This is a genomic window from Bradyrhizobium sp. dw_78, assembly GCF_018449525.1.
Lineage (GTDB): Bacteria > Pseudomonadota > Alphaproteobacteria > Rhizobiales > Xanthobacteraceae > Bradyrhizobium.
The window spans coordinates 177951-201227 of record NZ_JAAVUS010000008.1 but is presented as its reverse complement, the minus strand read 5'-3'; the positions used below and the strand labels follow the sequence as shown (position 1 = coordinate 201227).

Genomic DNA, 23277 nt, shown 5'->3' with positions numbered 1-23277 from the left:
AAACCTTGGTAAACGCCGGCTCGATCAAAACGGTAAATATCCGGTCAACAAAGATGGTGAAGAAAATCTTAGAGCCTTATCGGCTCTGATTGAATCAGAGCCGGGCTCCACCATTTTGTTTCGATACGTTTTCTTCGCGCGAACCGGAATTTACTTCGCTCGGAAACGCTATGGATCGTTGAGAAACCGATTCTGAGAGGGAGCGCAGAGCAGGTTCCATCGTCACAGCCGGACGTGTTCCGGCATGACGCCTTCTCTCTCCACATCCCTCTTTAAACGTCGATGCCCGGGACAAGCCCGGGCATGACATCGTCTTTCATTCGCCGTGAGCAGAGAAAATCAGGCCTGGCTGGAAACCGCCTTGCCGAGCGCCGCCTGCGCCGCGGCGAGCCGCGCGATCGGCACACGGTAGGGCGAGCACGAGACGTAATTCAATCCGACCTCGTGACAGAAGGCGACGGATGCGGGATCGCCGCCATGTTCGCCACAAATCCCGACCTTGAGCTCCGGCCGAGTCTTGCGGCCGCGCGCGACGCCGATCTTGACCAGTTCGCCGACGCCGTCACGGTCGATCGAGACGAACGGATCGATCTCCAGAATTCCCTTGGCGATATAAGTGCCGAGAAAACTAGCGGCGTCGTCACGGCTGATGCCGAAGGTGGTCTGGGTCAGGTCGTTGGTGCCGAAGGAGAAGAACTCCGCGGTCTTGGCGATGTCGCCGGCCATCAGGCAGGCACGCGGCAATTCGATCATGGTGCCGACCTGATAGCTCAGCTTGGTGTTGGTCTCCTTCATCACAGCCTGCGCGGTCGTATCGATCCGCGCCTTGACCAGATCGAACTCCGCCTTGGTCGCGATCAGCGGCACCATCACCTCGAGTCCGACCGGCTTGCCGGTGCGCTTGCCCGCTTCCACCGCGGCTTCGAAGATCGCGCGCGCCTGCATCTCGGCGATTTCCGGATAGGCGATGGCGAGACGGCAACCGCGGAATCCGAGCATCGGGTTGAATTCGCCGAGTTCGCGGGCGCGATCGGCCAGACGCCGCGGGTCGGTGTTCATCGCACGCGCGACTTCCTCGACCTCGGCCTGGCTATGCGGCAGGAATTCGTGCAACGGCGGATCGAGCAGCCGGATCGTCACCGGTAGCCCCTTCATGATCTCGAACAGTTCGACGAAATCCGCACGCTGCATCGGCAACAGCTTCGACAGCGCCGCGCGCCGCGCCTGCTCGTCCTCGGCAAGGATCATCTCGCGCACGGTGCGGATACGGGTTTCCTCGAAGAACATGTGCTCGGTGCGGCAAAGCCCGATGCCCTCGGCGCCGAACTTCACGGCGGTCCGCGCGTCGTCGGGCGTATCGCCGTTGACGCGGACGCGGAGCTTGCGGACGGAATCGGCCCAGCCCATCAGCGTGCCGAATTCGCCCGACAGTTCCGGCTCGATCATCGGCATGCGTCCGGCCAGCACCTGGCCCACCGATCCGTCGATGGTGATGACGTCGCCGGCCTTGAAGGTGCGCGAACCGATGCTCATGGTGCCGCGGCCGTAATCGACGCGGATGCCGCCGCAGCCGGAGACGCAGGGCTTGCCCATGCCGCGCGCGACCACGGCGGCGTGCGAGGTCATGCCGCCGCGCGTGGTCAGGATGCCTTCCGCCGCGTGCATGCCGTGGATGTCTTCAGGGCTGGTCTCGATCCGGACCAGGATGACCTTGCGGCCGTCGGCCTGCAATTTCGCGGCCTCGTCGGGCGAGAACACGATCTCGCCGGCGGCGGCGCCCGGCGAAGCCGGCAGGCCGGTCGCGATGACGTCGCGCTTGGCGTTGGGATCGATGGTCGGATGCAGCAACTGGTCGAGCGAAGCCGGATCGATCCGCGACACCGCATCCTTTTTCGAGATCAGGCCCTCATTGGCGAGTTCGACGGCGATGCGCAGCGCCGCCTTGGCCGTGCGCTTGCCGTTGCGGGTTTGCAGCATCCACAGCTTACCCTGCTCGACCGTGAACTCCATGTCCTGCATGTCGCGGTAATGCTTCTCGAGCAGCGTGTAGATCCGCGTCAGTTCCTTGAACGCCGCGGGCATCGCGATTTCCATCGACGGCTTGTCGGAGCCGGATTCCTGGCGCGCGTCCTCGGTGATGTCCTGCGGCGTGCGAATGCCCGCCACCACGTCCTCGCCCTGCGCATTGATCAGGAACTCGCCGTACAGCTTGCTCTCGCCGGTCGATGGATTGCGGGTGAAGGCAACACCGGTCGCGGAGGTCTCGCCCATATTGCCGAACACCATCGCCTGAACGTTGACGGCGGTGCCCCAGGATTCCGGAATGTCGTGCAGCCGGCGATAGGTCACCGCGCGCGCATTCATCCACGATGAAAACACCGCGCCGATCGCACCCCACAACTGGTCGTGCGGATCCTGCGGGAAGCCCTTGCCGGTCTCCTGCGCCACCGCATCCTTGTAACGGCCGACCAGTTCGGCCCAGTCGTCACCGGTCAGGTCGGTGTCGAGCGTATAGCCCTGGCCGTCCTTGAAGGTGTCGAGAATGTCCTCGAAGTGGTGGTGCTCGAGGCCGAGCACCACGTCCGAATACATCGTGATGAAGCGGCGATAGCTGTCATAGGCGAAGCGGCGATCGCCGGACAATTCGGCGAGCGCTTCGACCGTCTGGTCGTTGAGACCGAGATTGAGCACGGTGTCCATCATGCCCGGCATCGAGGCGCGCGCGCCCGATCGCACCGAAACCAGCAACGGATTTTTCGCGTCACCGAAGGTCTTGCCGGCGATCTTGCCGACATGCGCCAGCGCCTTCTCGACCTGCGCCTTCAATTCCTTCGGATAGGTTTTGTCATGCGCATAGAAATAGGTGCAGACCGTCGTCGGAATGGTGAAGCCGGGAGGCACCGGCAGCCCGAGATTGGCCATCTCCGCGAGGTTGGCGCCCTTGCCGCCGAGCAGATCGCGCAGACCCGCTTTGCCCTCGGCCCTGCCGTCGCCGAACGTGAAGACCCATTTGCCCGCCGGCACTGCGCCTGCAGCCGGCCTGACCGCGCCGGCCTTGGCGCTTGTTTTTGCATTCGCCTTCACGCCTGCCTTTACATTTGCCTTGGCAGCGGTCTTGGCAGCCGGCTTCGGCGCTGGCTTGACCGGGCTTTTCTTCAACGCCTTGCGGGCTCTGGCGGGCGGCGAGACCTTGCCCCGAGCCGACACAGATGTCTTTGATTTCGCTACGGTTTTTTTCGTCTTCGCTACGGCTTTGGCCATGACCTGCACACAATCCGCGAAAGGGGGGATGGGATGGGCGCCTTACACCATTTTGGGCCGTTACGCGCAAGGCGCGAAGCCCATTTGAATCTCATTTCAAGCCTACAAATGCAGCCACCGCAGCAGCCCAAGACCGATCAGGCCGTTCAGAATCAGGAAGACCGCGACCACGAGATTGAGCAGCCTAGGCATGATCAGGATCAGCAAGCCCGCAATCACAGACAGGATCGGTGAAATGTGGGCGACAGTGATGGTCATTTGAAATCTCTCCGATGGCGCTTTTAAGGGAAAATCCCGAATCGATGGGAGGCTTCATTTTATCTGCCGGGACGGTTCCGGAATAGGAGACGCACATCGCCGCAACGGGTTCCCGCGCGAACCCAAAATGCCGAAAATTGACACGTTGTGATCATGGCGTTTTCGGGAACGATGCCGTGCGGCGGGAATTGGGTGGGTTTGCCTGCCCGAGCAGGCATGGATCACCTCGAAGACAATCATCGAAGACATAATCGTCGAAAGCTTGGATCATCTTGAAGGAGCAGATCATGCGGAACAAGTTACTTGCCATCGCCGCTGTCGCGGGCGCCATGAGCGCGCCGATTGCCGCCCAGGCTCAAAGCCAGATCACCACCGGACTCGTTCGCGGCGCTCCGGTCGTGGTCGGCGAGGACGTCGACGGCATCACGCCCGATCAGCGTCCGGCTTTCCAGGAATATGTGGTCCATGAACGCGTGCCGAACTACACGATACCGGGTCGCATCGTCGTGGGCGGAATCCTGCCGGAGATCGGCGTGACCTATTACGACGTGCCGCAGACCTACGGCGTGACGCCTTATCGCTACACGGTCGTGAACGGTGAAACGATTCTGGTCGAGCCGCGCACCCGCCGTATCGTTCAGATCGTCGACTAGTTAAACAGTGGTCTTCCGGACGTGTAGCAGCGACCGGACATGAAGGCCTCGCCCGGCATCCCGGTCGGGCGGGGCCTTTCATTTTCATCTTTCACAGAGACGGAAGTCAAACAGTGTCATTCCGGGATCGATGCCTTCGCATCGCCCCGGAATGACGCTGGCGGGCGCACCTTAATCCTGGATTTTCGAGAAATCGGCGACCGCCCGCGTGGCGCTGCGGATCTCGTTCAGCAGCTTCAGGCGATTTTCGCGCACCTTGGCATCGTCGTCATTGACCTTGACCTTGTCGAAGAACGCATCGACCGCCGGGCGCAATTTCGCCAGCGCGCTCATCGCGGTAGCGAAGTCTTCATCTGCGACGGCAGAGCCCGCTTCCGTCTTCGCCAGATCGATGGCTTTCGCCAACGCCTTTTCCTCGCCGAGCCCATAGAGCGCCGCATCCGGCACGCCGTCGAAGCTGCGCTTGTCCTTTTTCTCTTCGATTGAAAGGATGTTGCTGGCGCGCTTGGTGCCGGCGAGCAAATTCTTGCCGTCGTCGGTGTCGAGGAATTTTCCGAGCGCCTCGACTCGGCGGACCACCATCAGAAGATCGTCCTGATCGCCGAGCGCGAACACGGCGTCGACCAGATCGTGCCGCGCGCCCTGCTCGCGGAGCTGGACCTTTAAGCGGTCAGCGAAGAATAAGAGGAGATCAGCCGGAATCTTGTGTGTATCGACCAGCGCTTGCTTCGTTCCAGTCTCAAGCATCCCCTCAATTGCGGAGCTAGCAATTTTCAAAAGCGAAAGCCGAAGCGCGTTTTCCGTAATTAACCGGATCACGCCCAACGCGCCACGCCGCAGCGCATACGGGTCCTTGCTTCCCGTCGGCTTTTCGTCAATCGCCCAGAAGCCGACCAGCGTATCGATCTTGTCGGCGAGCGCCACCGCCACGCTCACCGGATCGGTCGGCACGCGATCGGCAGGCCCTTGCGGCTTGTAATGTTCCTCGCTGGCGGCGGCGACGGAAGCGTCCTCGCCCTGCGCCAGCGCATAGTATTTGCCCATCAGACCTTGCAGTTCGGGGAATTCGCCGACCACTTCGGTGAGCAGATCGGCTTTCGCCAGATGCGCGGCACGCTTGGTCTTCTGGACATCGGCGCCGACCAATGGCGCGATTTCGGCGGCCAGCCGCTCGATCCGCGCGATACGCTCGCCCTGCGTGCCGAGTTTCTCGTGGAACACGATCTGCTCGAATTTCGGCAGGCGATCTTCGAGTTTCGTCTTGAGATCGGTCTCGTAGAAAAACTTCGCGTCCGACAGCCGTGCGCGGATCACGCGTTCGTTGCCGGCAACGATGGCCTTGCCGCCGTCGCTGGCTTCGATATTCGCGGTGAGGATGAATTTGTTGGTGAGCTTCCCTGCCTTGGGATCGCTGACGACAAAGCATTTCTGGTTGTTGCGGATGGTGGCGCGGATCACCTCGTCCGGGATCGACAGGAATTCCTTGTCGAAGGAGCCCATTAGCGCCACCGGCCATTCGACGAGGCCGGCGACCTCATCGAGCAGCACCGGGTCCTCGACCAGTTCGAAATTCTGCGCCTGCGCCAGCGTCTTCGCCTCGGCCAGGATGACGTCCTTGCGGCGCTCGCGGTCGAGCACGACTTTCGAGTCCAATAGCTTCGCTTCATAGTCTTCGAAGCGGCGAACCCTCATCGCGCCTGGCGCCATGAAGCGATGACCATAAGTGGTCTGGCCGGCCTCGATGCCGTCGATCGTGAATTTCACCACGTCCGGCTCCTCGGTCTCCAGACCGAAGGTCGCAGTGATCGCGTGCAGCGGCCGCACCCATTGCAGCGCGCCGGGCCTGGCCGAGCGTTCCCCCCAGCGCATCGATTTCGGCCAGGGAAAGGTCCTGACCATCACCGGCAGGATATCGGCGAGCACGTCGAGCGTGGCGTGGCCGGGCTTCTCGATCAGCGCGATGTAGAAATCGCCCTTCTTGGGATCGCGCTGGATCTTCGCCTCGTCGAGCGACGCAAGGCCGGTGGCTTTCAGAAATCCCTGAACGGCGGCGTCCGGCGCGCCGATTTTCGGGCCCTTGCGCTCCTCCTTCAGATCCCGCTGCCGTGCCGGAATGCCATGCACGGTGAGCGCCAGCCGCCGCGGCGTCGCGAACGCCTTGGCCCCTTCATAGACCAGCCCTTCGGCGACCAGCCTGTCGGTCACCATGCGGCGCAGATCATCCGCCGCCTTCGCCTGCATGCGCGCGGGAATTTCTTCGGAAAACAATTCGAGGAGGAGATCGGGCATTTATCTTACTTCCCTCCCCCCCGCTTGCGGCGGGGAGGGGCGCAAATACGCACCCGCCAAATTCCAATTCAAAATCGTACTCACAAGGGACCGTCCGCTGCCGCCCTGCCCGCTTCGGTATGCACCCAGGCTTCGCCGCAGGCCTTGGCGAGTTCGCGGACGCGCAGGATGTAGCTTTGCCGCTCGGTCACCGAGATCACGCCGCGGGCGTCGAGCAGGTTGAAAACGTGGCTGGCCTTGATGCACTGGTCGTAGGCCGGCAGCGCCATCAGATGCGCCTCGCGCTTGCCGTCCTTCGGGTTTTTTTGCCATCCCGCCTCGAGATATTTGCGGCAGGCCTGCTCGGCCATCTTGAATTGCTCGAACAGCATCGCGGTGTCGGCATATTCGAAATTGTGCCGCGAATATTCCTTCTCGGCCTGCAGAAACACATCGCCATAGGAGACGCGCTCGGCGCCGTCGCGGCCGTTGAAGTTGAGATCGTAGACCCGGTCGACGCCCTGCACATACATCGCCAGGCGCTCGAGGCCGTAGGTGAGTTCGCCCGCGACCGGCGCGCATTCGACGCCGGCGACCTGCTGGAAATAGGTGAACTGCGACACTTCCATGCCGTCGCACCAGCACTCCCAGCCGAGGCCCCAGGCGCCCAGCGTCGGGCTTTCCCAATCGTCCTCGACGAAGCGGATGTCGTGCAGCGCCGAATCGACGCCGATCGCCGCCAGCGATTTGAGGTAGAGATCCTGGATATCAGGCGGCGACGGTTTCAGGATCACCTGGAACTGGTAGTAATGCTGCAACCGGTTGGGATTTTCGCCATAGCGGCCATCCTTCGGCCGTCGCGACGGCTGGACATAGGCCGCGTTCCACCGCCTCGGGCCCAGCGCGCGCAACGTGGTGGCCGGATGGAACGTGCCCGCTCCCACTTCCATGTCATAGGGTTGCAGGATCACGCAGCCGTAATCCGCCCAATAACGCTGCAGCGTCAGGATCAATCCCTGGAACGAGCGTTCCGGGCGCATATGGGGCGGCACGGCGTCCATTGATTCGCCTAAATCTCTCATGGCTTGAATTTCGCGCGGACCGTATCGGCGGGGGAACGGGGAATCAAGGCGAAGCCGGACGGGATTTACCCCGAAACATGATGGCAGCGGTACAAACATATTTTTGGTGACGCCGCGCTAACCATCCTGGCAATCCCCGGCGGGCGGACGCGGATCGTTAGTAAATGTGGGATTAGGACGGAGAAGCTTCGAAAGACCGCTCCTTCGAGGCTCAGGGCTCCGGAGTTCGTGATCTCTCACCAGAGAATCGTGACCTTCGGACGCCGAAGGGTTCGATAAAATGAACCTGCCTCCAAGCTTGCTCGCCGGTCCTCAGAAGGGTGATGCTCCACCCTCGGGGGCCGGCGAAAGCAAGTCCGAAAAGCAACTCCCAAAAAACAGCTCTGAAGCGTGGTTAGCGATCAAGCGGACGCTATTAGCCGGGCCGGTAGGCGCCGGTGACCGGATCCCGTCGCAAGGTCTGAATGTCGCTCGATCTCGCAGCCTCGGCGACGCGCGCCAGCCGGGCCTCTTCCAGTTCCCGGTTGATCTGGACGGCGGTGCGATAGACCCAGCGGACCACGGCCAATGCACCAAGAGTACCTGCGAATGCAATGAGCGGCGGCATCGGTCGATCCTTCTGATTCATACGTCACGCCCTCCGGTAGCATTGTCGCTCAAGCCGGCCTCGTCCGCAATCGCCTTGACCGGGACCAAATGGCGCGGGTCAGCCCTCAAAAGGCCGCGTTAACGCAAAACGGGAACCGGCTTTCCCGCGCCACGAACGCGGAACGCGTTTGCGCAGGAAGATCATGCTCTAAAAGCCGAATTTGGCCCAAATGGCCCTGGTCTCCAGCGCCGAGATCAGTTCATCCGGCAAGCCCGCGATCCCCTGCAGAGCGTCCAACCCCACGGCGCCCGGCGATCTGCGGCCGAGCAGGCCCGACAACATGCCGCTGGCGGGCGCGATGACGGGCGTCCTCACCTTGTCGCCGTAACGCGCACGCAAGGTTGAACGCAGGTCTCCGATCGCATCCGCAAGCCCAAGCGAAACCGAAGTCTCTCCCGCCCAATATTCGCCGGTGAAGAGAACATCCTCGCCGCCTTTCAGCCGGCTGCCGCGGCTCTTCCTGACCAGCGCGATGAAGATCGAATGAATCTCGCGCTGAAGCGCCTTGACGCGCGCGACATCGTCCGGATTTTCCGGCTTAAACGGATCGAGCATCGCCTTGTGCTCGCCGGCCGTATACAGCCTTCGCTCGACGCCGATCTTCTTGATCAGTTCCTGGAAGCCGAAGGATCCTCCGACCACGCCGATCGATCCCAGGATCGACGACGGATCGCAGAAGATCTCATCGCCGGCGCAGGCGATCATGTAGCCGCCGGAGGCAGCGACGTCCTCGACGAAGACCAGAACCGGCAAGCCTTTTTCCGCAGCGAGTTGCCGGATCCGCAAATAGATCTGCCGCGATTGCACCGGCGAGCCGCCGGGCGAATTGATCACCAGCGCCACGGCCTTGGCGTTCCTGGTGCCGAAGGCGCGTTCGAGCGTCCGGGCAATGCCGGTCAGCGTCATGCCGGGGCGCAGCGGCGTCACCGCGCCGATCACGCCGGATAACCGCACCACCGGGACCACGGCGGTGCCACGCCGCAGGCGCGCCGGAATCCATTCCTTGAGCCGGTCGATCAAGGCCGTCGATTTCCGGAGAGCGCCCGTTTGGTCTGTCATTTGGTTACCTCGAATTAACCATTCTTTATCACGCGACTGTCATTGAATCGATGGAACGCCCTTTGCGCCGCAGGTGTTGGGTGGGCTGCAACGGCACGGCGGAGAAAGACATGAAGATCTATCTGTTGATGCTCCTGATCGGCTCTCTTCTGACGGCGATCCATTTCACTTCGGTTCCAGAACAGCGTTCGAAAACCCTTCCCTAAACAGCCACGATCCACGCCGCGAAATTCGCGCAGGACGCGACGTTCAGAGACGCGCGAGCGGCAACACCTCTTTTCCCGCCAGAACAGCCTGCACCTGCTTGTTGGGCGAGGCGGGCTTATCATTGAGCATCAGCGCCGGATAGAGGCGGGTCGGCGCCCTGCCGCCCTTGACCGCGCGAACGAGGATGCGAATCGCAGGCGCGTCCGGGTCACCGTGAACCGGCAGGATCGCCAGACTGCCAAAGCCGCGGCCAAGCGCCGCCAGCATCTCAGTCAAACCATCCGCGCGCCAGATCAAGGTGAGCGCACCGCCGGATTTCAACATCCGCCGCGCGGCGTGAACCCAGCCCTCGAGCGTCGCCTCCGTCGCCACATGGGCGATTTCGCGAGCCTTTTCCGGCGAGGCGCGGTGCCGCGCGGGATCGTTGAAAGGCGGGTTCATCAGCACCGCATCGACGCTGTCGGCAGCCAGGCCCGCCGCGACAAAGGCGTCCACCCCCGACGCCACATCGAGCACGATAATGTCGGCCGCTATCCCATTCGAACCGGCATTGCCGCGCGCCAGACCCGCAAGCGCCGCATCGATCTCGACCAGGGTAAGCCTTATTCCCTCCACGCGCCTCGCAACCGCCAGGCCCGCGGCGCCGACGCCGGCGCCGAAATCGATCACACGATCGCCCGGCCGCGCCGCAGTCGCGGCCGCCAGCAATATGGCGTCATGACCCGCGCGATGCCCCGATTTTGGCTGCCGCAAACACAATTGGCCGCCAAGAAACCAGTCCTCGGTGAATTCGCCGTCGCTGGGTTCGCCCGGCCGTTCAGTCATCGGTCCGCAATTCGTGCGACAGCCCGGCGTCGCTGAGAATCCGGCGCGCCTCGCGATTATCGTCGTCATGGACCAGTATCCGGCGCGGCAGCACCCCGAGCGAGCCTTCGATGCTGCTCATATTCTGGTCCAGCACCAGATGATGGATATTTGCGCCATCGAGCAGCGCGCCAATTGCCGAAACCAGCACGATATCGTTGGTCCGAACCAATTCCCGCACGCTCAGATTCTCCTTTGCCGGCCCGCCGCCCGGGGCTGCGGGGCAGCTGTCAACCGCTTCTCAACCACTTCGTGCCCTTGCCGCATTACGCGGCAGTTTCTATTGTTATATCCAAGGATAGTGCGAATTCGGCAAATGTGGAGACCGGTGTGGCGGTTATTGTACCCTTCGAGAGCCCCTCGAACGCTTCGATCGATCAACTGATCGAGCTTGTCGCGGCTGATATGGACCGCGTCAATGCCACCATCCTGTCGCGGACCGGCTCGGAAGTGACCATGATCCCCGAAGTCGCCAACCACCTGATCTCCTCGGGCGGAAAGCGGCTGCGCCCGATGCTGACGCTGGCGATGGCCGGGTTGACCGGCTATTCCGGAGACGGCCACATCAAGCTCGCGGCCTCCGTCGAGTTCATGCATACCGCGACCCTGCTGCATGACGACGTGGTCGACGAGAGCGAGCTCCGGCGCGGCAAGCTGTCGGCGCGGATGCTGTGGGGCAACGAGGCCAGCGTGCTGGTCGGCGACTTTCTGCTCGGCCAGGCCTTTCGCATGATGGTCGAGGTCGGCTCGCTGCGCGCGCTCGACATCCTCTCCTCCGCCGCAGCGACGATCGCGGAAGGCGAGGTCATGCAGCTCGCTGCGGCCAAGAACACCGCCACCACCGAAGACGAATATCTCGCCGTCATCCGCGGCAAGACGGCCGAATTGTTCGCGGCCGCCTGCGAGGTCGGCCCGGTTCTCGCCAATCGCCCAAAAGCCGAACAGACGGCATGCCGGTCGGTCGGCATGAATCTCGGCATCGCATTCCAGCTGGTCGACGATGTGCTGGATTATGGAGGCAAGGCCGCCAAGCTCGGCAAGAATATCGGCGACGATTTCCGGGAAGGAAAGATCACGCTGCCGGTGGTGCTGGCGTTCCGCCGCGGCAATGACAGCGAGCGCGCCTTCTGGACCAATGCGCTGGAGCGCGGCGAAATCGGCGACGGCGACCTCGACCACGCCATCGGCCTGATGACCAAGCATCGCGCGCTCGAGGACACCATCAGCCGCGCCCAGCATTATGGCGACATGGCCGTCGACGCGCTGGCGCTGTTTCCGTCATCGCCGATGAAGTCCGCGCTCGAACAGGTGGTGGCGTTCTGTCTGGCAAGGTCGCATTGATCGTTTGACGTCGTTGCGAATTATCCGTCATCCTGGATGGTCCGAAGGACCAGACCCGAATGACGGTACTGAACGATCGTTTTGGTACGGAGTTTATCTAACTCAGCGTCCCCGCATGCACCCACCATTCGGGGTGAGCGCGCTCAATCGTTTCGGCAGCGCGGCGCGCGGCAGCGCCGTCTTCGAAGATCGCAAAGCAGGTGGCGCCCGAACCCGACATGCGCGCAAGCCGTGATCCGGCGGCGTCGCGGAGGGCTGCGAGCACTTCGCCGATCAGGGGCTGAATCCGCATGGCCGGCGCTTCGAGATCGTTGGTTCCGGCGGCAAGCGCCTCGATCCAGTCGCCGATGGAAGCGTCGCCCTCCGGCCAGGCGGGGGCCTGAATCACGTCGCTGGCGCCGACCAGCAACTCGCCCTTTTGCAGGCCCAGCGCCGTGAACACGTCCTTGGTTGCAACGCCGATGCGCGGATTGACCATGACGCAGGGCATTTCCGGCAGCTTCAGCGGCAATAAATTCTCGCCGACGCCGCTCATATCGCAGGCGCGCGAAGCAAGGCACACCGGCACATCCGCCCCCGTCAGCAACGCCACCTCGTGCAGGCGCTTGTCATCGAGCGCAAGCCCGTTGAGCCGCGCCAGCAGACGAAGCGCCGCAGCCGCATCGGCCGAGCCGCCGCCGATTCCGGCAGCGACCGGCAGCACCTTGTCGAGGACGAATTCGCCGAGCTTCAGGTCCGGCACGCGTTCAGCCAGAAGCTGCGCCGCCTTGAACACGAGGTTGTCCGCGGCCTCGCCGCAGGCTTCCGCCAGCGGTCCCGTGGTCTTGAGGCCCAATTCGGATCCCGGCGTCAAACTCAGGCGGTCGGCGCAATCGGCGAACGCCACCACGCTTTCAAGATCGTGATAGCCGTCTACGCGGCGGCCAACCACCCGCAAGGTCAGGTTGACCTTGGCGCGCCCTTCTTCCGTCAGCATCGGCGATGAGCCCTTCGATCAATCCGCTCGCGATCAACCGCCCTTGCCGTCTTCTTTTTTCTTGCCGGCAGGGTCCGCGGACGAAGAATCGTCCTGCTTGTCGGCCGTGGCCGCCGCCGGCGCGTCGTCCGGCAAGCCATTCTGGATCTTGGCCTCGATCTTGGGCAGGTCGTCCGGCTCGGGCTTCAGGTCGCGGGCATGCGCCCACTGGAATTTCGCTTCCAGCTTGCGGCCAATGCGCCAATAGGCGTCGCCAAGATGGTCGTTGATGGTCGGGTCTTCGGGCTTGAGGTCGATCGCCCGCTCGAGATTCTTCACCGCGTCGTCGTAATTGCCGATGCGGTAATAGGCCCAGCCCAGCGAATCCACGATGTAGCCGTCGTCGGGACGCTGATCGACGGCGCGCTTGATCATCTTCATGCCTTCGTCGAGATTGGTGCCCTGATCAATCCAGGAATAGCCGAGATAGTTGAGCACATGCGGCTGATCGGGCTGCAGCTCAAGCGCCTTGCGCATGTCCGCTTCGGCCTTGGGCCACTGATGCGAACGCTCCTCGCAGATGCCGCGATAATAGTAATAGACGGTGTTGTTCTTGTCGTTCGGATCCGGCAGGACGTCGATGGCACGGGAATAGGTATCGGAGCAGTCGGCAAACTTCTTGCGGCCCCGCTCGACATTGCCGAGCGCCATGATGGCTTCGAGATCCTTCGGATCGTCGGCGATGACGCTCTTCAGGATCTTGATCGCCTCGTCGCTGCGATCGGAGGCATCCAGGTCGGTCGCGAGCTGGATCTGCGCATTGCGCTTCAAGGGCGAGCTCGCCGGCACGCGCTCGTAAATCTTGATCGCCAGCTGCGGCTTCTTCACGGATTCGTGGAGATCGGCCAGCGCCAACAGCGCCAGCGGATGATTGGGCGCGAGATAGAGCGCGAGCTGCAGATAGACCAGCGCCAGATCTTCGCCGCCGCGGCGCGTCAGGGTCGCACCGATGCCGTACAGCGCTTCGGCGGCGCCGGTCTGCGGCGAATCGACCAGCGGCGGCAGCTTCTTGCCGGCCTTGGTCTCGCGCAGCCCTTCCAGCACCAGCGGATGCCGCGGGATTTTCTTCTCGAACGCCTCGTAGACCGCGGTCGCCGCCGCCTCGTCCTTGTTGCGCGACAGCCAGCGCGCATAATCGTCGGCGATGCGCAGCATGGAATCGTCGAGCTTGTAGGCCCGCTCAAGCCGCACGCCGGCATCCTTTTCCTTGCCGGAAAGCTCCAGGATCATGGCGGCGTGCAAATCCTTGAACAGCGGATACCATTCCGGCCCCGCGAGCTTGTCGATATTGGCGACCGCCTGCTTGGAGTCGCCGGCGCCATAGGCCGCCCAGCCGGACAGCAGCGTCGCGACCAGATCGGTGATCGGCCCGCGGACCGATTGATTGATGTTGGCTTGCGCGCTGGCATATTTCTTCAGCTTCAGGTCGCGCACGCCGACCACGAGACGGGCAACGCGGTTGGACTTGTCGACCGTCAGGATGCGGTCGGCGAGTTTCACCGCCTCGTCGATGTCGCCGTCGGCAACCGAGGAGATGAACGCGCGATCGAGCAGTTCGGTGTTCTTCGGATCGGTCCGCAGCGCCGAACGATAGAATTCGGCCGCCGAGGCGGCGTCCCGTTCCACGCTGGCGTGACGCGCCGCAAGGTAGCTGCCCGACATCGTCAGGGATTTCAAATCATGGCTGGTAGGAAACTGCGGCGAGGTGTCGGCCGGACGTTCCGGCGTCTGCGCCGAGAGCGGGCCGGACACGCCGAGCATGGCGACGGAGATTGCAGCGATCGTCCAGCGATTGAAACGAATGGGAAACATCACGGTTCGCCTAGCTCCAGGATTTCGTGGCAGGATGTTACAGGCAATCTTGAATGCGAACCCGATCGTCGGCACCAAGCCTCGCCACAATGCCGCGTTTATGGTTCAACCGCAAGGATACGGGCAGGAAGACCGAATCAAGGACAGGGGCAGCCGATCGATCGGAAGTTTCGGAAGTTGAAGCTCCGAGAACCGCCGATTCAGCCAGCTTCGCCTCAAAACGCTTGCAGTGTGGCGGTATCGTGGCCAAGGGCTGCGCACCCTCGGGTCGTGGCCTCACGCAATCGTGGTCACATCGCCTCGTAATTGGGTCCGCCGCCGCCCTCCGGCGGAACCCAGGTGATGTTGCCGTTCGGGTCCTTGACGTCGCAGGTTTTGCAGTGGACGCAATTCTGGGCGTTGATCACGTAGCGGGGGCTGGAGGCCTCCTCGACCCATTCATAGACGCCCGCCGGACAATAGCGATTCGACGGCCCGGCATAGACATCGTGCTCGGATGTCTTTTGCAGGTTCATGTCGGCGATCTTGAGATGGACCGGCTGGTCCTCTTCATGATTGGTGTTGGACAGAAACACCGAGGACAGCCTGTCGAAGGTAAGCTTGCCGTCCGGCTTCGGCGGAGAAATCGGCGCATGCGCCTTCGCCGGATCGAGCGTCTTGCGATCGGGCTTGGCGTGGGACTGCGTGCCGAACAACGAGAACCCAAGCGTATTGCACCACATGTCGAGGCCACCGAGCGCGACGCCGACAACGGTGCCGAACTTCGACCATAGCGGCTTGACGTTGCGGACCCGGTACAAATCCTTGCCGACGGCGGAATCGCGCCATGCGTTCTCGTATTCGGCCAGTTCATCATTGGCGCGGCCGGCATTGAGCGCGGCGGCGACATATTCGGCCGCCAGCATGCCGCTGCCCACCGCGTTATGCACGCCCTTGATGCGCGGCACGTTGACGAACCCCGCCGCGCAGCCGATCAGCGCACCGCCCGGGAAACTCAATTTCGGCACCGACTGATAGCCGCCCTCGGTGATGGCGCGCGCGCCATAAGCGAGCCGCTTGCCGCCTTCGAACAGACCGCGGATCGCGGGATGGGTCTTGAAGCGCTGGAATTCGTCGAACGGCGACAGATACGGATCGTCATAATTGAGATGCACGACGAAACCGACCGCCACGCGATTGTCGTCGTAGTGATAGAGGAACGAGCCGCCGCCGGTCGAGTTGTTCAGCGGCCAGCCGAACGAATGCTGGATCAGGCCTTTCTGGTGCTTGGCCGGATCGATCTGCCAGACTTCCTTCAGCCCGATGCCGAATTTCGGCGGCTCGCTTTTGGCATCGAGCGAAAACTTCGCGATCAGTTGCTTGGTCAGGCTGCCGCGCGCGCCTTCGGCGAACAACGTGTATTTGCCGAGCAACTCCATGCCACGCGTATAGGACGATTTGTGCGAGCCATCCTTGGCCACGCCCATGTCGCCAGTGGCGATGCCGCGCACCGCGCCGCTTTCATCGTACAGCACTTCGACCGCGGCGAAGCCCGGATAGATCTCGACGCCCAGCGCTTCGGCTTTCGGCGCCAGCCAGCGGCACACATTGCCGAGCGAGCCGATATAGCAATGATGGTTGTTCATCAGCGGCGGCATCATGAAATTCGGCAGCCGGATCGCCCCGCCCGCCGTCATCCAATAGAAGCGATCGTCCTTGACCTGCGTCTTCAGCGGACAATCGGCGTCCTCGCGCCAGTCCGGAACGAGCTTGTCGAGCGACACCGGGTCGATCACCGCGCCGGACAGAATATGCGCACCGACTTCGGAGCCTTTTTCCACCACGACGATGCTGAGATCGGCATTGAGCTGTTTCAGCCGGATCGCGGCCGACAGGCCGGACGGCCCGGCGCCGACGATCACGACGTCGAATTCCATGGACTCACGTGGCGGTAGTTCTTCGCTGCTCATGCTCTGGTCTCAGCCCGGTTGAGAACGTATCTAAAGTTCGTTTGTTTCCGATTTTTGCGCCAAGAACAACCACGGAAATACGCCTTGAGGTATTTCCTCATGGCGTAATGCATCCCGGATGCCTGTCCGGTCCTGATTGAATCAAAACCGGGCCCGGCTCTTGGTTTTGGCGCGTTTTCTTCTCGCAAACCGGTATCCACTTCGCTCGAAAACGCGATACATTGGCTTGATGCCACAAAGCCTCCGCCATGACGCCTGAACCCGCCCCTACCGTCCGGCAATTGCTCGCCTTTTATCTGGAGGCCGGGGTCGACTGCGCGCTCGCGGAAGAACCGCTTGATCGCCTCGCCGATCCCGCACCTGTCCCTGCCGCGGGTGCGACGGCATCGCCGGGACCTGTCAGGACGGTTCCCGCCGCCGCCGCGATCCCAGCCCCGCGCGCCGAGCCTGCGCCCGCGCCGGATGCCGCGATCGTCTCGGCGCGGGAAGCCGCGCGGACCGCACCGACGCTGGAAGCGCTGCGCGCGCTGCTCGAAAAATTCGACGGCTGCGCGCTGAAACATACCGCCACGCGTCTGGTATTCGGCGACGGCAACCCGCAGGCGCGCATCATGTTCGTCGGCGAAGCGCCCGGACGGGACGAAGACATCGAGGGCCTGCCCTTTGTCGGACGTTCCGGCAAACTGCTCGACCGCATGATCGGGGCAATCGGGCTCGATCGCAGCAGCGCCTACATCGCCAATGTGATTCCGTGGCGGCCGCCCGGCAACCGCACGCCGACGCCGCAGGAGACCCAGATCTGCCTGCCATTCATCCGGCGGCAAATCGAACTGGTGAACCCGGACGTGCTGGTCACGCTGGGCAATCCCTCGACCCAGACCTTGCTGTCGATCCGCGAAGGCATCATGCGAACCCGCGGACGGTGGTTCGATTACGACACTGGCACGCGCACGATCCGCGCGCTACCGACGTTTCACCCGGCCTATCTGTTGCGCTCGCCTTCCTACAAGCGGATGAGCTGGCAGGATCTGCGCTCGATCGCGAAAGCGCTTGAACAGACCAAATCCGCATCCTGACGAGCGCCACTACGGCGCCTTCGGCCGCACGATGGCCCAGCCGATCCGCAGCAAGGGCTGGCGGCCGTTCACCAGCCAGTCGAACGTTTGCGGCACTTCCGGCACCAGGCCCGGAAAATGCCGGGCGATCTCGGCCGGCGGCGTGCCGACGGTGTCGGAGGCACGCCAAACTACGACGCCGCCACCCTGGTTGAATTTTTCGCGCGTCAGCCACGGCGTGCGCTCCGGCGTCGCGTCGAGAAGCAGATGCGGCCGGGCAGCACCCAGCGCAATCAGGCCGGCCAGTTGCTCGTCGCCCGTCACAGCCGGAAGCGGCTGATTGGTCCGCCGCGCGAAACTGTCGCCGAAGAATTGCGCGATCATGGTCGCCGGCAGCGAGGTCGTTACCTCGCCGCTGGTCCAGGGCAAGAAAACCGCGCCGGCAACGACGGCAATCGCAGGAGCGGCGATGGCGCCCGCCCATACCAGGCGGAGGACGCGTTCGTTGCGCAAATGAATCAGATCGCCGGATGCGACGATCACCGCCAGTCCCGACATCAGAAGCGCTGCGCCCGACCCGCCTGCGACATGATCCAGTGCAAACAGGCCCGACACCAGGCTCCCCGCAAGGGCGGGAACGATGGCGAAGAAATAGACGAAGCGGCGGCCCAGCGATACCACCGGCGGCCGATAGATGATCGGGGCGTCCTCCCCGTTGCGGGAGAACCAGCCTGAATTAAGCGCGATCAGGATCGCGATGCCGGACAGCGCCAGCAGCAGGCGGCCAAGCAACGCACCACCATGCGCGGCCCTTGCGCCCAGATCCGCAAGCGCCGGCAAAGGCGGCAGGACGAACGCATCGGCACGGATCAGCCAGATCAGATAGGGCAACACCAGCACGACGACCACCAGCAGCGCGAACAGCGGATCGAACGACATCAGCGTGCGCCGGCCGCGCGCCGTGGCGACGGCAAAGCCCGCGATCAGCAGCAACAGCAGGATCGCGGCCGGCATCGTCAGCAGCAGCAGGCCGGCCTCGATGGACCACGCGAACCACGCGCTGCGCCGGCCCTGCCCGATCAACCGCCATGAATGCAGCAACAGCAGCGCCCAGAGCGGACGCGCCAGCACCAACGGGCCGAACTCCACTCCCGGCGAACTGAAGACCACGACCGTCATCGTCAGCAACACCGCCAGCACCGCTTGCTGCCCGCCGACGACGGCACGCGCGAGAAGGTACAGCGTAAAGAACGTGACGATCGAGCAAAGCTGCGCCAGCAGATAGACGCCGAAGATATGACTGCCCGCCGCACGGAAGGCGATGTCGGCGAGCCAGAACGGCAACGGCGGGCCGAGATCGGTGCCGACCTGGTATTCACGGCCAAAGGCGAGCACGGTCGCCAGATCGCCGGGAGGGCTGCGATATAGCAACAGCGGCACCACGAACCACAACGCCGCCTGGAGCAGAATCACCAGCCAGACGATCAGCCGCGGCCGGGCGCGGATCAGTTCGATAATCAGCGAGGTAAAACGCATGAACCGCCTGAATGCCCGACTCGAACCCGTTGAGGCGGGCCCCGGCCGTCCTCGTTCGATCCCCAGCGTGTGATAAAGCGCGTGAGCCGATGAAGCAACCGGCGTCAGATTGCGACCGGCGCCGCGGCCTCGATCCCTGTTTCAGGTGCGACGACGCCGATGTCGATCCCCGCCATCAAATGTTTTTCTCGCGCGGCGACCACGGGCGCGAAAAAGCGCCGATGGTGCGGGCTCGGCCCCAGCCGGTCCAGCGCCGCGAGATGTTCCGGCGCGCCATAGCCCTTATGGGATTCGAAGCCATAGCCGGGACAATCCAGCGCCAGCGCGCGCATCAGGCGGTCGCGCGTCACCTTGGCGATGATCGACGCCGCCGCGACCGACACCACCAATCCGTCGCCGCCGATCACGGCGTCGCAGTCGCAGCGCGTATCAAGCTTGTCGCGGCCATCGACGAACACATGCTTCGGCATTTCCGGCAGCGCATGCACCGCGCGGGTCAGCGCCCAGAGCGAAGCACGCAGGATATTGTCGCGATCGATTCGCGCCGGCGAGGCAAACGCCACCGCGAATGCCGACGTTGCGCAAATTTCCTCGAACAATTCCTCGCGGCGCTCCGCCGTCAGCCGCTTGGAATCATCGATTCCCTTCGGAATTCGTTCGGGATCGAGCACCACGGCCGCCGCCACCACCGGGCCCGCGAGCGGACCCCGCCCCGCTTCGTCGCAGCCCGCGACCGGCCAGACTCCGCGCTTGATCAGCGCGCGCTCACGGCGAAAGTTCGGTCGCGCCACCGCGATGACGCCCCTTGCCGGCTTGGCCTGCTCTTTCGAGGGCTGGTTTTTGGAAGGCTTTTCCCGAATCATGGCGGGATGGTGCGCAAGCGCGACCTATGACGCAACCGGGAACTCGGGTCACGGGCTGCCCTTTCACCGTTCTCAACAGAGCTAGAACAGGCTCAATTGCTGCCCGCTGCGCTCCGGCCTCGCGAAATGCTCGACCGTCAATTTCGAGCGCCGCTTGTTGAGCCCAAGCTTCTCGCAGGCGATCTCGAACCGGCGCCCGATCGTCCAGGCCATCGGTCCGGTGCCCTTCATCCGCGTTCCCCATTGCGAATCGTAATCACGGCCGCCGCGCATGTCGCGGATCAGGGTGAAGACATGCCGATAGCGGTCGGGATAGTTCGCCATCAGCCATTCGCGAAACAGATCGCGGACTTCGAGCGGCAGACGCAACAGCACATAGCTCGCTTCCTTGACGCCGGCATGGGCTGCGGCGTCGAGAATCCGCTCGATCTCGGAATCGTTGAGCGCGGGGATGATCGGCGCCACCATCACAGTGGTGGGAATGCCGGCCTGCGCCAGCCGGCGCAGCGCCTCCAGCCGGTTCGGCGGCGTCGAAGCCCGCGGCTCCATGCTGCGCGCCAATTTCGGGTCAAGCGTCGTCACCGAAAGCGCCACCTTGACCAGATTGCGTTTCGCCATCCGCGCCAGAATGTCGATGTCGCGCATCACCAGCGCCGACTTGGTGACGATACCGACCGGATGACCGGCGCGATCCAGCACTTCGAGAATGCCGCGCATGATCTTCCGCTCGCGCTCGATCGGCTGATAGGGGTCGGTATTGGTGCCGATCGCGATCATGCGCGGCTCGTAATCCTGCGCCGCCAGTTCCTTTTCCAAGAGCGTTGGCGCATCCGGCTTGGCGAACAATCTGGATTCGAAATCGAGCCCCGGCGACAGGCCGAGATAGGCGTGGGTCGGCCGCGCGAAGCAGTAGACGCAGCCATGTTCGCAGCCCCGGTACGGGTTGATCGAACGGTCAAAGCCGATATCGGGCGATTCGTTGCGGGTGATGACTTTGCGCGCGGTGTCGAGCGTCACCGTGGTCTTGAACGGCGGCAGATCGTCAAGGCTTTGCCAGCCGTCGTCGAAAGCGGTGTACGCTTCGGCCTCGAACCGGCCGCTTGGGTTGGATTGCGCGCCGCGGCCGCGCCGCCGTCCGCGCTCGATCGCGACTTCCAGTTCCGGGAAAGCTGAAGTTGCACCCGCCGGCTTGGAGGGCGCCGTGACCGGCGGGTGCTTGAGGGCATGTGAGGATGCTCGGCTCATAACGAGAACATAGCACGCCATCAGAACAAATCAAGAACAAACGAGGACGACGTGTGGATACCTCACCGGTTGCGCCGCCGGCCGCTTCCATGACGTTTTTATGAATGATCTGGCGCAATGAATCTGTCGCCAATTCGGGGCATAGCCATTCCATTCCGCTTTGGCTGGCAGGTCATGAAATCTCAAATCATCGAACAACTCGGACAGGTGGACATTCTGTTGCCGTCGCTGGTTGCGGAGGCATTGGCCGCCAACGATCGCATCAAGGTCCGGATGAGCGCGCTGCAGGCTGCCGTCGACCATGCACAGCAGCCGGACCGCCCAACAACCGATTTGCATGTCGAATGCCACGCCGCGGGAATCGCGCCTGCCGCGCTCGCGACGCTGATCAGAGGCGCCCATCCGGCCGGCGATGGCCGAATAGCCGCGCCCAGCCTCGCCAGGCTGATGAAGGAAATCGCTGACGACGTCGCGGCGATGATCAAGGCGGTCAGCGCGGGCAAACCGTCGGAAGGCGAAAGCATGAACGCGCGGCTTGCCGCGATCCGCAATTCGGGCCTGCTCGAAGCCTCCAACGAAATCGACATCGCGCGCGTCGGCAAATTGACCGGGGTGGCGCAGGACGGCAGCGACAGCCTGCATCGGCTAGTGATGGATCTGCACAAAGCCCTCAACAAGCTCGCCGCGAACTGCTCCCAGGAAATCGTGGCCGGCGCGCATGTCTTTGGTTTGCAGCCCGAAGATCATGCGCCGGTCGAAAATTTCATGCACGGGCTCAACGAGACCCGCGCCTTGAAGTTCAACCATCCCGGTCTCGATACGATGGCGACCCGTTCGGGCGACCGGTTGCTGATCCAAAACGACATCGGGACCACGGACGCCCATGTGGTGGTGATTGCGATCAGGCAGAATTCCGTGACCGTGACCTATACCGATGTGCATCGGGCGCGCGCGAAGTTCTTCACCGCCCTGTTCGACAAATTTGTGGTGAAATGGAACGGACTCGATCGCCATACGGCGGCAAGTCTCGGCGAGGACAACGCCTTCTTTCTCGTCACCGGACAGTACGAGGCCGGGAGCGCCGGAGATCGCGACGCCTTCCTGGCGGCGCTTGGCGCGGCGCTGGTGTTCCTGATCGACTGGAACAAGGCGCGCAAGCTGTTGCGCAGCTGGGTCACCAATGATGACGCGGCGCGGATTCTCGAATGGGCCGCCCGGCATCGATTCGGGCACCGCGGCTTCCTTGAACTCGGCGGCAATGAATTGATCGGCGCCGCGGTGCGGGATGCGGCACCGACCCGGATCGGCTTTGGCGAGCGGCTGGATCAGGCACTGGGCCGCAATGCCGCGGTCGATTTCCTCAAGACCGCGATCCGGGTTTCGACCGAAACGCTGATCGCGGGCGGATCGGTCAGGCTGGTGCGCGACCAGATCGAGGCGGATCTGGTCAGGCACCTGGAGCGCGTCGAGAGCGCGTTGCTCGCGATCGTGTTGCGCCAGGTGGGATTGGCGCACGACCTCGCCGCCGCCATCGCCCAGCATATCGCTGAATTGCAGGCAGGCCGTCCGGTCGACGGCAAGCAGTTGACGGCGCGCGCCGGCCGCATCGAACAGAAGGCGGATCGCATCGCCGTCGAGGCGCGCAATGAGATCACCCGCCTCGACGCCGGCCCGACCCTTGAACAATTGGTGGACCGTGCCGAGGAATCCGTCGACGAACTCGAGCAAGCCGCCTTTATCGCCTCGCTGGCGCCGACCGGGATCGAGCCGACGCTGCTGCTGGCGATCGCCGAATTAAGTGCAACCGCCATCGCCGCGACCGAAGCCGCAGCTTCCGGGCTCGCCGCCGCCGTCGAGGTTCCGGAGGGGCGGAGCGCCGATGCCGAAGATACGCTGGCCGCCATCACCCGTCTCATCGATGCCGAACACGCCGCGGACGCACAGGAGCGGGCCATCATCGCGCGGGTATTTTCCGGCGGCTTCGACCTGGCGACGTCGCTTTCCATTCTCGAGCTTGCCCGCGCCATCGAGCGCGCCACCGACCGGCTGGCCGGATTCGGATATCTGCTGCGGCGGCACATCATGACCGATTTGTCGGCTTAGAGCCTTATCGGTTCTGATTGAATCAGAACCGGCTCTGACATTTTGTTTTGACGCGTT

General features: G+C 63.3%; 18 protein-coding genes. 4 read left to right on the top strand and 14 right to left on the bottom strand.

Going from position 1 to position 23277, the window contains the following annotated elements; genetic code table 11:
- Positions 1-339: 339 nt before the first annotated feature.
- Positions 340-3261 (bottom strand): pyruvate, phosphate dikinase, encoded by a 2922-nt coding sequence (ppdK, locus tag HB630_RS20830; protein ID WP_213774195.1) that lies wholly within the window; start codon positions 3259-3261, stop codon positions 340-342.
- A 102-nt stretch (positions 3262-3363) separates the two neighbouring features.
- Positions 3364-3519, bottom strand: coding sequence for a DUF3096 domain-containing protein (locus HB630_RS20825; protein ID WP_213774193.1), 156 nt, complete (start codon positions 3517-3519; stop codon positions 3364-3366).
- Positions 3520-3806: 287 nt separating this feature from the next.
- Here HB630_RS20825 and HB630_RS20820 point away from each other — a divergent pair, with 287 nt between their 5' ends.
- The gene (locus HB630_RS20820) at positions 3807-4172 is read left to right on the top strand and encodes a DUF1236 domain-containing protein (RefSeq protein ID WP_213774191.1); all 366 of its coding nucleotides are present in this window, start codon (positions 3807-3809) and stop codon (positions 4170-4172) included.
- Positions 4173-4343: 171 nt separating this feature from the next.
- On the opposite strand, the gene glyS is transcribed toward HB630_RS20820, so the two are convergent.
- From glyS to HB630_RS20790, 6 genes are all read right to left on the bottom strand, one after another.
- Complete coding sequence (gene glyS, locus HB630_RS20815) at positions 4344-6461, bottom strand: glycine--tRNA ligase subunit beta (protein ID WP_213774188.1); 2118 nt, start codon at positions 6459-6461, stop codon at positions 4344-4346.
- Between the two features lie 80 nt (positions 6462-6541).
- The gene (locus tag HB630_RS20810) at positions 6542-7501 is read right to left on the bottom strand and encodes a glycine--tRNA ligase subunit alpha (protein ID WP_213774186.1); all 960 of its coding nucleotides are present in this window, start codon (positions 7499-7501) and stop codon (positions 6542-6544) included.
- A 436-nt stretch (positions 7502-7937) separates the two neighbouring features.
- Entirely contained in the window at positions 7938-8129 is a 192-nt protein-coding gene (locus HB630_RS20805) for a hypothetical protein (protein ID WP_213774184.1), read from the bottom strand.
- A gap of 189 nt (positions 8130-8318) precedes the next feature.
- Positions 8319-9230, bottom strand: coding sequence for a S49 family peptidase (locus tag HB630_RS20800; RefSeq protein WP_213774182.1), 912 nt, complete (start codon positions 9228-9230; stop codon positions 8319-8321).
- A gap of 249 nt (positions 9231-9479) precedes the next feature.
- Positions 9480-10262 (bottom strand): methyltransferase, encoded by a 783-nt coding sequence (locus tag HB630_RS20795; RefSeq protein ID WP_249780950.1) that lies wholly within the window; start codon positions 10260-10262, stop codon positions 9480-9482.
- Entirely contained in the window at positions 10255-10482 is a 228-nt protein-coding gene (locus HB630_RS20790; RefSeq protein WP_213774178.1) for a DUF2007 domain-containing protein, read from the bottom strand. The genes HB630_RS20795 and HB630_RS20790 overlap by 8 nt, the downstream gene beginning before the upstream one ends.
- A gap of 149 nt (positions 10483-10631) precedes the next feature.
- On the opposite strand from HB630_RS20790, the gene HB630_RS20785 reads away from it, so the two are divergent.
- Entirely contained in the window at positions 10632-11642 is a 1011-nt protein-coding gene (locus tag HB630_RS20785) for a polyprenyl synthetase family protein (RefSeq protein WP_213774176.1), read from the top strand.
- Positions 11643-11739: 97 nt separating this feature from the next.
- Here HB630_RS20785 and HB630_RS20780 read toward each other — a convergent pair whose 3' ends face one another.
- From HB630_RS20780 to HB630_RS20770, 3 genes are all read right to left on the bottom strand, one after another.
- Positions 11740-12618 (bottom strand): 4-(cytidine 5'-diphospho)-2-C-methyl-D-erythritol kinase, encoded by an 879-nt coding sequence (locus HB630_RS20780; protein WP_213774175.1) that lies wholly within the window; start codon positions 12616-12618, stop codon positions 11740-11742.
- A gap of 33 nt (positions 12619-12651) precedes the next feature.
- Positions 12652-14469: a tetratricopeptide repeat protein gene (locus HB630_RS20775; RefSeq protein ID WP_213774173.1), complete on the bottom strand. Its 1818-nt coding sequence runs from the start codon at positions 14467-14469 to the stop codon at positions 12652-12654.
- Between the two features lie 290 nt (positions 14470-14759).
- Positions 14760-16418, bottom strand: a complete 1659-nt coding sequence (locus tag HB630_RS20770) for an electron transfer flavoprotein-ubiquinone oxidoreductase (RefSeq protein ID WP_213774172.1) — start codon at positions 16416-16418, stop codon at positions 14760-14762.
- Positions 16419-16666: 248 nt separating this feature from the next.
- Here HB630_RS20770 and HB630_RS20765 point away from each other — a divergent pair, with 248 nt between their 5' ends.
- Positions 16667-17494 carry a uracil-DNA glycosylase gene (locus HB630_RS20765; RefSeq protein ID WP_213774170.1) on the top strand — a complete coding sequence of 276 codons (828 nt, stop codon included), beginning with the start codon at positions 16667-16669 and terminating at the stop codon, positions 17492-17494.
- 9 nt (positions 17495-17503) lie between these two features.
- On the opposite strand, the gene HB630_RS20760 is transcribed toward HB630_RS20765, so the two are convergent.
- From HB630_RS20760 to HB630_RS20750, 3 genes are all read right to left on the bottom strand, one after another.
- On the bottom strand, positions 17504-19009 hold the full coding sequence (locus HB630_RS20760) for a glycosyltransferase family 39 protein (protein WP_213774169.1): 1506 nt from the start codon (positions 19007-19009) through the stop codon (positions 17504-17506).
- Positions 19010-19113: 104 nt separating this feature from the next.
- On the bottom strand, positions 19114-19872 hold the full coding sequence (locus HB630_RS20755; RefSeq protein WP_213774168.1) for a ribonuclease HII: 759 nt from the start codon (positions 19870-19872) through the stop codon (positions 19114-19116).
- Between the two features lie 81 nt (positions 19873-19953).
- Entirely contained in the window at positions 19954-21117 is a 1164-nt protein-coding gene (locus HB630_RS20750; RefSeq protein WP_213774166.1) for a PA0069 family radical SAM protein, read from the bottom strand.
- Positions 21118-21291: 174 nt separating this feature from the next.
- Between HB630_RS20750 and HB630_RS20745 the strand changes: the two genes are divergently transcribed.
- The gene (locus HB630_RS20745; protein ID WP_213774165.1) at positions 21292-23220 is read left to right on the top strand and encodes a hypothetical protein; all 1929 of its coding nucleotides are present in this window, start codon (positions 21292-21294) and stop codon (positions 23218-23220) included.
- Positions 23221-23277: the final 57 nt, after the last annotated feature.